Annotated in this window: 9 protein-coding genes; 7 read left to right on the top strand and 2 right to left on the bottom strand. The window is 42.9% G+C overall.

Annotated features, from left to right (window positions below; all coding sequences use genetic code 11):
- The first annotated feature begins 90 nt into the window (after positions 1-90).
- The 5 genes from M1L62_RS12315 (at position 91) to M1L62_RS12295 (ending at position 6,270) form a co-directional block, all read left to right on the top strand.
- Positions 91-1,239: a glycoside hydrolase family 26 protein gene (locus tag M1L62_RS12315; RefSeq protein WP_254413338.1), complete on the top strand. Its 1,149-nt coding sequence runs from the start codon at positions 91-93 to the stop codon at positions 1,237-1,239.
- A gap of 23 nt (positions 1,240-1,262) precedes the next feature.
- On the top strand, positions 1,263-3,092 hold the full coding sequence (locus tag M1L62_RS12310; RefSeq protein ID WP_254413337.1) for a sodium:solute symporter family protein: 1,830 nt from the start codon (positions 1,263-1,265) through the stop codon (positions 3,090-3,092).
- Between the two features lie 47 nt (positions 3,093-3,139).
- Positions 3,140-4,330: a glycoside hydrolase family 130 protein gene (locus tag M1L62_RS12305; protein ID WP_254413336.1), complete on the top strand. Its 1,191-nt coding sequence runs from the start codon at positions 3,140-3,142 to the stop codon at positions 4,328-4,330.
- A complete protein-coding gene (locus M1L62_RS12300) occupies positions 4,330-5,514 on the top strand; it encodes an AGE family epimerase/isomerase (protein WP_254413335.1) in 1,185 nt (394 codons plus the stop codon). The genes M1L62_RS12305 and M1L62_RS12300 overlap by 1 nt, the downstream gene beginning before the upstream one ends.
- Positions 5,515-5,808: 294 nt before the next feature.
- Positions 5,809-6,270 (top strand): hypothetical protein, encoded by a 462-nt coding sequence (locus M1L62_RS12295; protein ID WP_254413334.1) that lies wholly within the window; start codon positions 5,809-5,811, stop codon positions 6,268-6,270.
- Positions 6,271-6,603: 333 nt separating this feature from the next.
- Here the strand turns inward: M1L62_RS12295 and M1L62_RS12290 are convergent, their stop codons facing one another.
- Both M1L62_RS12290 and M1L62_RS12285 read right to left on the bottom strand, forming a co-directional pair.
- Entirely contained in the window at positions 6,604-6,876 is a 273-nt protein-coding gene (locus M1L62_RS12290) for a hypothetical protein (protein ID WP_254413333.1), read from the bottom strand.
- Positions 6,857-7,873 carry a hypothetical protein gene (locus M1L62_RS12285; RefSeq protein WP_254413332.1) on the bottom strand — a complete coding sequence of 339 codons (1,017 nt, stop codon included), beginning with the start codon at positions 7,871-7,873 and terminating at the stop codon, positions 6,857-6,859. The genes M1L62_RS12290 and M1L62_RS12285 overlap by 20 nt, the downstream gene beginning before the upstream one ends.
- Positions 7,874-8,379: 506 nt before the next feature.
- On the opposite strand from M1L62_RS12285, the gene M1L62_RS12280 reads away from it, so the two are divergent.
- Positions 8,380-10,539: a hypothetical protein gene (locus tag M1L62_RS12280; RefSeq protein WP_254413331.1), complete on the top strand. Its 2,160-nt coding sequence runs from the start codon at positions 8,380-8,382 to the stop codon at positions 10,537-10,539.
- Positions 10,540-10,891: 352 nt separating this feature from the next.
- Positions 10,892-13,963, top strand: coding sequence for a SusC/RagA family TonB-linked outer membrane protein (locus tag M1L62_RS12275; RefSeq protein WP_254413330.1), 3,072 nt, complete (start codon positions 10,892-10,894; stop codon positions 13,961-13,963).
- Positions 13,964-13,982: the final 19 nt, after the last annotated feature.

The following is a 13,982-nucleotide window of genomic DNA, read 5'->3' as shown; positions in this document are numbered from 1 at the left end:
AATTCATTTTAATTAAATTGTTTTACATTCAGCCTTTAAAAACAAGAATATCTGGTCCCTGCGGCCGTTCTACTCAAATCAGTCAGTAATATGTCTTCAAGCCAATCATCATTTCCATTCTTTCAGTCACTGGCAATCGTCTTACTTGCTACTGGTATTTCCATTGCGCAAATTGATCCGGGTGCCACACGAGCCACCAAAAATCTTTACGCAGGCCTTAAACGCAGCGCTGAAAAAGGCGTCATGTTCGGCCAGCAGGATGCCCTGGCTTATGGTTTGAACGCAGACAAAAGCAGATGGATTGGAGATAAGGATCGTTCAGACATCAAGACTATTACAGGGGAACACCCGGCAATTGTAGGTTACGATCTTGGGCATATCGAGCTCGACAGTGTAAACAATCTCGACGGTGTCCCGTTTTCAAGAATTAAAGAGGATATCAGAATAAATTACGAACGCGGCGGTGTTAACACCATCAGCTGGCATCCGAACAATCCCGTCAATTTTTCAAAAACAACCTGGGACAAGGAAGAATTTACCATCAGAAAAATTATGTCTGATGAAAAGAACAAAAAGCGTTTTGAAAAGACACTCGACAAACTGGCCGATTTTTTCCTTTCCCTGAAAGGTTCAAAAGGCGAACTTATCCCGGTAATTTTCCGCCCATACCACGAGCATACCGGCAGCTGGTTCTGGTGGGGAGCTGACCATTGTACGCCGGAAGAATATAAACAGTTCTGGAAATTCACGGTCGATTATCTGCAAAAAACAAGAAAGGTGCACAACCTGCTGATCGCCTATTCTACCGACAACTTTAAAAACAAGGAACATTATCTGGAACGTTATCCGGGAGACAATCTGGTCGATATCCTGGGTTTTGACACCTACCACAGAAATCCTCCGAAGAGCGATTCTGCTTTTATTGCTAATGCCACGCGCATGGTGGGCACCATTCGTGACCTTGGAAAAGCAAGCGGTAAACCCTTTGCCATTACAGAAACCGGCCTTGAACAATTAACGGAAGCCGACTGGTGGACAAAAATCATCCAGCCGATCATCAAAAACTCCGGCTTGAGTTATGTTCTGGTTTGGCGCAATGGCCGCCCGGATCATTATTATGCTCCTTTTGAAGGGAACAATACCGTTTCGGATTTTAAAAAATTACAGCAGTCCGGCACTATTTTACTGGAGAAAAAAGTCGCCAGTGAAAATTTATATGGCAGGCCGGCTAAAAGATAAAAGCCTATTTAACCCTTGACTACATGAAAATTCAACTCGTCGATTTCCTGGTCATCATTGCCTATCTGGTGCTGGTTACCGTTATAGGACTGGTACTAAAAAAGCAGGCCGAACGGAGTAAAAATGATTACCTGCTCGGTGGAAAATCAATGCCTTACTGGATGCTGGGCGTTTCTAACGCCTCGGGTATGTTCGATATTTCCGGAACAGCATGGATGGTCGCGATCATGTTTGTGTATGGCGTAAAGAGTATCTGGCTTCCCTGGTTATGGCCGGTGTTCAACCAGATTTTCCTGATGGTTTATTTGTCGGTGTGGCTGCGCAGATCCAATGTTTCAACCGGTGCCGAATGGATGCTGACACGCTTCGGAAACAAAGGCGATGCCCAGCTTTCACACAAGATCATCATTGCATTTGCTTTGCTGAGCTGCCTGGGTTTTATGGCGTACGGATTTATCGGGTTAGGAAAATTCATCGAAATATTTATTCCCTGGCCCCTGGTGCAGCCTTATGTCCCGTTAGCGCTGGCTCCTGAATATGTAGCGCATACCTATGGGATCATTTTCACGCTGTTTACCGTTTTTTATTCCCTTTTGGGCGGAATGAAAAGTATCGTCTGGGCCGATCTGATCCACTATATCATCATGGTTTTTGTCTCCGTCGCCATTGCCGTTATAGCCATGCACGCCCTGGCTGACCATGGAAGTCTGCCAGTTCCGACTGGTTGGACAGATCTGTTTTTCGGGAAGGATCTTAACCTGGACTGGACAGGATATATCGGCGAAGTGAATGATAAAATTAAAGCAGACGGTTTCTCGCCGTTCGGCTATTTCTTCGCCTTGATGACGGCCAAGGGAATCCTTTCAAGCCTGGCCGGACCGGCGCCCAATTATGACATGCAAAAAATCCTTTCAACAAAGTCGCCGCGTGAAGCAGCGCTGATGAGCATGATTGTGAATGTGGTGCTGTTGCCGACACGTTACCTGCTGATCATCGGGATCGCCGTTCTTGGTTTGCTTTTTTATAAAGACATCAACATTGCATCCCCAAACGGCCAGGATTTTGAGCGGATCCTTCCGGCGGTACTCAATGCTTACATCCCGTCGGGATTGCTGGGCCTTGTACTGGTGGGTCTGATGGGTGCCTTTATGGGAACTTTTGCAGGAACCTTCAATGCCGCCCAGGCCTATATGGTCAATGATATTTATCTGAAATCATTTAATCCCAACGCCAGCAACAAACAGATTAAAAAGATGAACTATCTGACCGGACTGGTCGTGGTTAGCATCAGCATTCTGCTCGGTTTTTTTGCAAAAGATGTGAACAGCATTCTGCAATGGATCGTATCGGCTTTATATGGCGGATATATCGCCTCCAATGTTTTGAAATGGCATTGGTGGAGATTCAACAGCAATGGGTTTTTCTGGGGAATGCTGGCCGGAATCCTCTCGGCTATGCTTTTGCCATACATTTTCACCGATACCGTACCGCTTTATTACTTCCCCGTCATTCTGGCTTTATCCGGATTGGGCTCTGTCGTTGGTTCACTCCTGACACCTGCCACGGACAAAGAAGTTTTGAAGAAATTTTACAAGAACGTTAAGCCCTGGGGTTTCTGGGGGCCTATTCACGACGAGGTAGTAAAAGAAGACCCCAATTTCACTGCTAACCACAATTTCAAAATGGATATGTTCAACGTGTTTATCGGCACGATTGGGCAAACTTCCATCACCGCACTACCAGTCTTCGTGGTTCTGATGATGCCTCTTCAAATCGGCATAACTGCTGCGGTACTTGGCCTGTGCGTCATTATCCTATGGAAAACCTGGTACAACAAGCTGCCCACGGCTTAGTATTTCAGAAATAACTTTTTGTATCTCATCGAAAATATTGAATCATTATGTCAGTTTTCAACACAAGACTAACGCAACTTCGGGAAGAACATATCTCACTAATTGAACGAAAAAATCAGGCCGTGTGGCCGGGAAACGGAATTTATGACCGTTATACCCACCCTGTCCTGACGGCTGCTCACGCACCTATTTTCTGGGAATATGACCTTAATCCGGATACCAATCCGTTTCTTATGAAACGTTTCGAGATCAATGCCGCATTCAATGCCGGCGCGATCAAACATGATGGCAAATATCTTGTCGTGGCCCGTGTGGAAGGATCAGACCGAAAGTCGTTTTTCGCCGTTGCGGAAAGTCCAAACGGAGTGGATAACTTCAAATTCTGGGATCATCCGATCGTGATGCCCGAAACCGGAGAACCCGATGGAAATGTTTATGATATGCGTCTGACCAAACATGAGGACGGATTTATCTACGGACTTTTCTGTACCGAACGTAAGGATCCGAATGCCAGACCGGGCGACGAATCTTCCGCCATCGCACAATGCGGCATTGCCCGTACCACAGACCTCAAAACATGGGTTCGCCTGGCAGATCTGGTTACACCTTCCCCGCAGCAGCGCAACGTGGTTTTACATCCGGAGTTTGTTGACGGGAAATATGCTTTTTACACACGTCCACAGGATGGGTTTATTGAAGCAGGTTCCGGCGGCGGCATCGGTTTCGGTTATTCCGAAACGATTGATAACGCCGTTGTTGAAAAGGAATTCATCGTAGACCAGAAACACTATCACACCGTTTACGAAGTCAAAAACGGACAGGGACCTGCTCCTGTCAAAACAGAAAAAGGCTGGCTGCACCTTGCGCATGGCGTTCGAAACACCGCAGCCGGATTACGTTATGTATTGTACATGTTCATGACGGATTTGCACGATCTTACCAAGGTGATTTACAAACCCGGTGGTTATTTCATAGCCCCCGAGGGAGAAGAACGCATCGGGGATGTGTCGAATGTGACTTTCTCAAACGGATGGATTCTGGATGAAGACGGAACTGTCTTTATTTATTATGCCTCATCCGACACCCGTCTGCACGTTGCCACAACGTCATTAACACAGTTATTGGACTATGTCGTTAACACACCGGCTGATGGTTTCCGCTCGACAGCTTCGGTGGATACTTTAACAGGTTTGATCAACAAAAACCTGACCCGTGCCGGTCATACCGCTGTTGTATAATGTTAGAAAAACAGGCACATTTCAAATCGGAGATCGCCAACGAGCTGGACTCGATCCTGGATTTCTGGGTAACGCATGCGGTTGACATTACCCTGGGCGGTTTCGTTGGCAGAATTGACAGCCAGGGAATCGTTCACCACGAAGCCGAAAAAGGGTGCGTATTGAATGCACGCATCTTATGGACTTTCGCGGCAGCCTTCAATAAATTCAAAAATCCGGTTCACTACCTCCTGGCCGAACGTGCTTACAATTATATTCAAACTCATTTCCATGATCTGAAAAACGGCGGGGTTTACTGGTCCGTGGACGCAGCGGGAAAACCGCTCAATACCAGAAAACAGATTTACGGACTGGCTTTCACGATTTACGGTTTAAGCGAGTTTTACCAGAATAACCAAAAACAGGAAGTCCTGGATTTTGCCATTTCCCTTTTTGAGCTGATAGAAAAATACAGCTACGATCGCGAAGATGGCGGTTACTGGGAAGCTTTCGGCGAAAATTGGCAACCGATGGCCGATTTGCGGTTAAGCGAAAAAGACCGGAACGATCCCAAGATCATGAACACACATTTGCATATCATTGAGGCTTATGTGAACCTCTACCGGATCTGGCCTGAGCAGCGGGTTGCTTCAAAAATCCGTCATTTACTCGAAGTTTTTGAGAAACATATTATTGATCCGGAGACTTTCCACATGAAATTGTTCTTCAACGGGAAGTGGGAAAGTCAATCCAAAGCCATTTCCTATGGACATGATATCGAAGCCACCTGGCTGTTACACGAAGCAGCGGAGGTTTTACATGATCGGGATCTGATAAAAAAATGGGAAGATATCGCACTGCGCATGGCCGATGCCGCCGCCAGAGGATTTATGCCTGACGGAAGTCTGATCCATGAATATAATCCGGAAACCCACCACGCGGACACGCACAGGGAATGGTGGGTATCCGCCGAAGGTATGGTTGGCTATTTAAATGCGTATCAAATCAGTAACGATAACCGATACCTGGAAAAAGTCACGGGTCTTTGGATATTTGTTCAGCAACATTTACTGGATAAAGGAAAAGGCGAATGGTTCTGGGGTGTTTATGAAGATTATTCAAAAATGCAGGAAGATAAAATCGGCTTCTGGAAATGTCCTTATCATAATGCCAGAGCCTGTCTGGAAATTTTAAAACGTATTTAAACTCCTCGCCCCGATTTGCAATCGGGGCGAATATGGTTTAGCGTTTGTAACGCAAACCAAAAAATAACATCAGGTAACGCGTTGAAAACGCAATCTCATACAACCACGATTATAAATCGGTGTCAGCAGGGTTTTGAATAATTGACAATTTTAGTCGGTTGCTCAAAACCCTAGTTTAGAGAGTTTTAAAAGTATATGCGTATATCAAAAACTTTTAAAGTAGCGTTAATCTCGATGAAAAAATTCAAGAAATAACTATCTTAATATTTATGGTAAAAATCAATGGAAATTAAAATGGAAACCCTCATAACAATCGAACAATTCAATGAATTATCAAAAGCAAACATTATTCTTGATGGGAGAAAAGGAGGTTTAATAATTGGTAATAGTCACAAAAAAGGAGGGATTATGATGATTTCCGCCTCGGGACTCGATTTTTTTTGCCTTGTCGGTGAAATGGAAGGCTTTGAATTCTTACTTTGTCATGAAGCAACAGAAAAATATTTGAATGAAATTCTCGAAATAAATTCGACAATGGCAGCAATTCGGAAGAAAAAAGTGTCCTTAGAGAAACTTTGGAACACTGCCTGTAAAAAAAATGATGGTGATTTAGTTGTTATTAATGCCATTCTTGATTTTGAATTTCCTCTTACATCAAAAATTCTATTTTTAAAAGGAAAGCAATTTGTAGTAAATAAATATTCAACTTTGGTTCATTTAAAAAGGCTTTTTGAAATGAACAATGAGTTTTTGTAGATACTATCACGCTGATTTCACTATCTCGAAAGGTTTGATTATTACAATACTACTTTCGAGTTTCCTGTTGTTGCTAAAATAAAAAGGAAGTTATATAGTCCCTTTACTAACATGCCTAAATGTCATACATAGAGAATTCAATTAGCTCAATTTCTCCGTCTTTATATGGAGTCCATGACTTGGTTGTCTCGTTATATGAATATTGCTCTTTTTCTAATAAGTTATGATATAACTCGTTTAATTTATCCAAGACTTCATTGTACGTTCTGCCTAAACTTTTGCCAGATTCACTGTAATAAATCGGACATTTAGAAATTGCGTTAGTTAACGGACTTATTTAGATAAACCATAACTGTCGGTAAGCCCTATAACATACTGTTCAAGAATGGGACACATTTGCACCCTAACCACTAATTTTTTTTGATCAGGTAATTCAGAATCATGGATTTCATCAATTAAATTTTCAAAAGAAAAGTTGGAATCTTTTAATCGATAAGCCCCTAGAATAAATGGAAATGTTAAATTATATACGCCAATCCTTTGACAGTTTTTCAGTAATTTATACCAGAGCATTATAATTTTTATTTTAAACTCTAAATTTTTCATTCGCAAAAAAATTATAAGCTATTTCCTTTCCATCTGATTGATTTTCTGCCTCCCTTAATTCCAAATATCTACGGTTAATTCCAATTTTCTCATCTCCTAACAACTCTACCAATTTTTCAAAATTCCCACTCAACAAACCCCATATAGCTTGTCCTGCTTTAATATAAATATTCAGTGATCCATTTTGTGTTTTCATTTTATGCAGTTTCATGGAGTCATTAAATTCCAATTTAAGATCACTATATTCATCGGCTAATGTTTCTGCATTTACATTCTCCTCAAGTGATTTCTTTAGCCACTTCCTTAGTCGTCTTAAACGTAATTGGTTATCCTCATTTTGCTTAAACTCAACTATTTCTTCCCACGTAACCTGAGTAGAAGGAAAGGGTAGATCCTTAAGTAGATAAGAAAAAGCATTGTGTTTATCGATCGGAATGGCACTACCATCCTTATTTAATTCTCTGATTATTGCTGGTTTTGAGTCTATTATATCAAATTCTTGTTGTGTCTCAATTATTCTTGTAATAAGCGTCGACCTAACCTCCTCAATACTACTTAATTTTAACCATTTTTCCTTTTCAAATTCATTTATATCAACATCTTTAAGAATTTCTTCTCTATTGTTAATTTGAAAATTATATCGGTTTTCAAGCTCCATAATTACATGCAGCCCGCCCATAAATATCATTTCACTTAACTCGTCTTTAAATAAAGCTTTTATAGTTTCTTCTGACAATTCGTTTTGAGACAGTTTATAATCTTTGACTAGATCACTTTCTTGAAGTTTTTCTAATTCTCTAATAACGATTTTTGTATCTATTGGATACTTTCTGTGAAAACTATTATACATTTCTTTGCAAACATAATCAAGTTCAGGAAAAACAACTTGATCAAAAAGTATCAAGTCTCTTTTGATGTCATACAATGAACTATAAAGACTTTCATATGGCTTAGAAGCATCTATTCTAAGGCCCTTAGAGTATAATATTTTTTTCATCAATGACAGTTGTATTAAAAAAAATAGTACCGGTTTTCCCAGTTCTGAATAATGTGTAGTGCATCAAATAAGACAAAAGCCCCGCCATAATAATGTATCTTCTTCCCAGCCTCGATAAACTCCAGGGCCGCAGACTCCATATTACACTCTCTAGCAAGGGAAATAACATATTGTTTCTGTGATTCCCTTAGATCAGTAAAGAAACTTATCGAATGGCGAAGAATTCGTTGTTCATTTTCAAAATCGTTACGCTTTCTGTATATCTTAATCAACAGCTCATACCATATCCACCCCGATTTGGAATCGGGGTGGATATGGCTTAGCGTTTATAACGCAAGCCAAAAAAATAACATCAAGTAACGCGTTGAAAACGCAATCTCATACAACCACGATTACAAATCGGTGTCAGCACTGCTCTGGCTCCCCCACAAAACAAATGACAAATCTGCCAGTATAAGTTTTGACCGCTTCTCTTCTAAGCAAAAATCACTTTAACTTCATTACAAATGAAACGAACCCAGATTTTGCTTTCAATTAGCTTCCTATATTTTCTCGTTTCCCAGACAACAATTTTCGCGCAAACAGCAAAAATTAACCGGCAGGCACTTGTAAAAAGACACAATGTAATCATTTCAAAAGTGGATACGCTGGCTTCGCTTTCGGTTGGCAATGGTGCTTTTACGTTCACAACGGACATTACGGGTTTGCAAACTTTCCCGGATGTTTATGCCAGGGGAGTTCCGCTGGGTACACAGTCGGAATGGGGATGGCATCGTTATCCCAACACGGAAAATTACAAGATTGAAGAAAGTATCAAAGAATACGAGGCCAACGGCAGGAAAATTCCTTACGCGATCCAGCTGCCGGCATCATCTCCCGAGCGGAGCCGGAAAGTCGTAAATTTTCTTCGCCAAAATCCACACCGTCTGCAACTGGGAAATCTTGGATTTGAGCTGACTAAAAAAGACGGGACACCGGCAACCATCAGCGATATCACCAATATAAGTCAGCAACTTGATCTCTGGACAGGCGAAATCAAAAGCAAATTTCTACTGGAAGGTCTGCCCGTCGAAGTGATTACCTACGGACACGCGGATAAGGACGCGATAGCGGTAAAAGTTAATTCGGCTTTGCTGAAAACCGGGCAGATCAAGTTCCGGGTTCATTTCCCCTACCCTACAAATGAATTTGCTGATGCCGGAAACAACTGGAAAACCCCGGAAAAACACAATTCAAAAATAGTAATCCAAAACACGGCTGGTTCCACTTTACAGCACCAGCTCGACTCCACAAATTACTTTGTCCGCCTGGGATGGAAAACAGCTGGCAGCATTACCGAAAAAGAACCGCACTATTTTGTTATTGCTCCCGAACCGCAAACGACCAATACCTTTGAGTTATCCGCCGAATTCATCGCTCAAAACACAACTGAGAAACCGATTGACTTTATCGCGACACAAACCAGCAGTATCGGGCACTGGCAAAAATTCTGGCTTAGCGGCGGTGCCATCGACTTTCAGGGAAGCACAGACCCGCGTGCCGCAGAACTGGAAAGAAGGCTGATACTTTCACAATATTTAACGAGAATTCAGTGCGCAGGGTCTATGCCTCCACAGGAAACCGGTCTGACTTACAATAGTTGGTACGGAAAACCACACCTGGAAATGCACTGGTGGCATGGTGTGCATTATGCGTTGTGGGGCCGGATCGACTTGTTAGAAAAAAGCCTGAACTGGTATGCCAGGGTTGAAAATGAAGCACGCATCATAGCCAAACGCCAGGGATTTGAAGGGGTACGCTGGCAAAAGATGACCGACCCGGAAGGAAAAGAAGCCCCATCGAATGTGGGCGCATTTCTGATCTGGCAACAGCCGCATTTTATTTATTTTGCAGAACTTTGTTACCGCGACCGGAAAAATAAGGCGACCATTGAAAAATACAAAAATCTGGTTTTTGCTACCGCCGATTTTATGGCTTCCTATGCTTACCTTGATCCTAAAACGGGTCGGTATATTTTAGGAAAAGGATTGATTCCCGCGCAGGAGCGTTTCAAACCAGAAGACACTTTCAACCCGACTTTCGAACTTGCCTATTGGCGTTGGGCACTCACAACGGCACAGGAGTGGCGTGTACGGTCACGCCTGTCGCGCAACGAAAAATGGGATGATGTATTGAATAAGCTGGCTCCGCTTCCGCAGGCTAACGGCATTTACCTCGCTGCCGAAAGTGCCCCGGATTCCTACACCAACCCCATTTACCTCACCGACCACCCTGCTGTGCTTTGCGCGTTGGGAATGTTACCGGTTACAAAAGGTCTGAACATCCCCATGATGCAGAAAACTTTTGATAAAATATGGGATGTATGGCAGTGGCATGATACCTGGGGATGGGACTTCCCGATGGTTGCCATGACAGCCACCCGCCTGAACAGACCAGACAAAGCCATGGACGCGCTGATGATGGATATCAAAACCAATACTTATTTGCCAAACGGTCATAATTACCAGGACGAAAGACTGCGTATATATCTGCCAGGCAATGGAGGAATTTTGGCCGCCGCCGCCATGATGTGTGCCGGATTCGACCACGCCGGCAACATTACGCCGGGGATACCCAAAGATGGAAAATGGAAGGTACGCTGGGAAGGATTAAAGCCGATGCCATGATTTCATATCAACAAAAAGCGCAAAATATACCATTGTACGTAACCATAACTAAATTAAAGGTTATTCTGGACCTATATTAATTACAAAAACCTATAAATGAGCTACTTAAAACAATCAATCATTGTTTTAAGTAGCTCATTTTCGTGAAAAAGCACGCATTTGCAAGTAGACGAGAGTTAATTACTGTGTTATTTTTTGATAAAATAAAACTATACTTATACACTTTCAGGATGGTAAATTTGTAACAAATAATTTAATTATATCAATAGACACATTAGCAACATGTAACTATTTGTATAATTAATTTTATTTCCCAGAGTCCAATTAACCTATTTTAAAACTTGAAAGCAGTATGCGAAAAAATGTACTAGTGCCAGCATTCTTCTTCTTTTTCTTGCTCGTCACCATGGGTTTTGCCCAGGAAATGACGGTCACGGGGAAAGTAATTGAAGAAGGAGGAAGTGAAATTGCCGGTGTCAACGTGGTTGTGAAAGGAACCAACCGGGGCACAACCACCAACGATAAGGGCGAATACAGTATCATGGCCGAAAAAGGCAAGGTGCTTACTTTTAGTTTCATCGGATACAATTCAAAAGAGATCACCATTAACGCATCCCTACTTGATGTTTCACTGGTCGTTGAAGCCACAGCACTGAATGAGGTGGTGGTGACTGCGCTGGGGATTAAAAAGGAGAAGAAAGCACTGGGTTACGCAGTTTCCGAGATCAAAGGAGAGGAACTGACCGTGGCACGTACGCCAAACATGGCAAATTCCCTTGCCGGTAAAGTAGCCGGCCTTAACATCACCGGAACGGCGACAGGACCAGCAGGTTCTACCCGGATCACGTTGCGTGGAAACGGATCCATTTCCGGAAATAACCAGCCACTTATCGTGGTCGATGGTATACCAATCAACAATGAAAACCTTGGACAGGCGGGTATGTGGGGCGGCGCTGACCAAGGAGATGGTATTTCTAGTTTAAACCCTGATGAAGTTGAGAATATCAGTGTTTTGAAAGGTGCCACTGCGGCAGCCCTTTATGGCTCCCGGGCATCAAACGGTGCTATTCTGGTAACTACAAAAGGTGGAAAAAAGGAAAAAGGTATCGGTCTGGAAGTCAATAGCAATTTCCTTGCAGAAGATCTGCTGATCAAGGAATTTAAAGATTACCAGTATGAATACGGTATGGGAAATAAAGGTTTGAAACCAACAACGGTTGCGGAAGCCCTTACTTCAAACAGCTGGGGTTCAAAACTGGATGGCACCAACGTGGTTCAGTATGACGGTATTTCGAGACCTTACGTTGCTCAACGCGATAACCTGACCAAGTTTTACCAGATGGGAAGCACTTTTACCAACAGTATTGCTTTTTCGGGAGCGGCTGCCAGCAGTACCTATCGTTTCTCTATCAACAACATGGATAACAAGGGGGTGATGCCAAACAACACGCTGCATCGTAACAACTTCGCTCTGAATGTTAATTCAACGCTTGGTAAAAAACTGACCGTATTAACCAACATCAAGTATGTTTTTGAAAAAACCAAGAACAGGCCAAGGCTATCCGATTCTCCGGGTAATGCAAATTACACGCTTTATTCCCTTGCCTCTTCCATGGACGTTAACACGTTCAAAGACAGCAAGTATGACGCCAAAGGAAATGAACTGGTTTGGTCTGATAATGTTTATGTGACTAACCCATATTTTGCCGCCTACGATTTCGTCAACAACGACCAGAAAAACAGGGTGATCGGTGCCATCGAACCTAAATTTGACTTTACCGACTGGCTTTATGTCAAAGGACGGATCGGGATCGATTATTTCAATTACCGCTATCGCGCCATCGAACCTTATGGAACCGCTTACAAAACACTGGGCTCATATACCTCCAATCAAAGGGAATTTATGGAGCGCAACATGGATTTGATGCTGGGCGTCGATAAGAAATTCGGAGATAAGTTCGGGTTAAACCTTATCCTGGGAGGAAACCAGATGCGTAATGTGAACCGGCTTACCAACCTTGGCGGAAATAATTTCAACATTCCGTTTTTCTATGATATTTCTAATATTGACCCGGCAGCGAGAACTTCCAGCGAAAACTACATCGAAAAACGGATCAATTCACTTTACGGCTCCGGTGAGTTTTCTTACAACAACTATCTGTTCATAACGGCCACAGCGCGTAACGACTGGTTCTCTACCCTCGCCAAAGGATACAACAGTATTCTTTATCCGTCTGTGGGTGGTAGTTTTGTTGTCTCGGAGGCGATACAAATGCCTAATGCGATCAATTATTTGAAAGTAAGATCTTCATGGGCACAGGCCGGTGGTGCAACGGATCCATATAAATTATTGCTAACCTACGCGCTTTCCGGTGCGCACAACGGTGCTCCGTTGGCACAGATCAATAACACCGAGATCCCTAATAGCCTTTTGCAGCCTCTGACTTCAACAACCTTTGAAGCTGGTTTGGAAACAAGGTTATTTAATAACCGTTTAAACGCCGATATTGCATTTTACACAAGAAAGACGACCAACGACATCGTCAATGCGACTGTATCTTATACCTCAGGTTATAATGCGGCGGTATTCAATGTAGGTGAAATATCGAATAAGGGTATAGAACTTCTGTTAAATTTTGAAGCGCTGAAAAAGAATTCCTTTACCTGGAATGCCTCCTTTAACATGGCCTACAACAAGAGTGAAGTTATCAACCTGTATGACAATCTGCAAACATTGCGCGTGGATGAAAACAGAACCAGAACAGCATATGTGCACCAGGACGTAGGTCTTCCTTACAGCCAGGTGAAAGGTTTTGACTTCAAACGTGATGCGCAAGGCCGTGTGGTATACGATGCGCAAGGATATCCACTTCAGGGTGAGCTGATCAGTTATGGCTCAGGAGTTTCACCATGGACCCTGGGTTTCACCAACTCGTTCCGTTATAAAGGCGTGGGATTAAGCTTCCTTGTAGATGGTAAATTCGGCGGAAAATTATTCTCCGGAACAAACGCATTAGGTTACCGACGCGGAAATCAGATCGAAACGCTTGTAGGACGTGAAGGTGGGATAATCGGCGAAGGCGTAAATGAAAAAGGCGAACCAAATACAGTGCGTGTAGACGCGCAGCCATACTATGAACGAATCGCCAACAACATTGCTACGCCTTTTGTTTACAGTTCTGACTTTGTCAAACTACGTCAAATCATCATCGACTACGCAATCCCAACGAAATATCTTGGTGCGAGATCTCCGTTCAAGGCAGTCTCACTATCTCTGACCGGACGTAACCTTTTCATACTTTTCAAGAAAACGCCAAATATCGATCCTGAATCAAATTATAATAGTTCCAACGCGCAAGGTCTGGAATTTTACAGTGCTCCGCCGACACGTAGTATGGGTGTTAACCTGAATTTGAAATTCTAAAAGAATCGGTATCATATCA

The organism is Dyadobacter diqingensis, from assembly GCF_024220585.1.
Classification (GTDB): domain Bacteria; phylum Bacteroidota; class Bacteroidia; order Cytophagales; family Spirosomataceae; genus Dyadobacter; species Dyadobacter diqingensis.
The sequence above is the reverse complement of the archived record's forward strand: the minus strand, read 5'-3'. Positions and strand labels throughout refer to the sequence as shown.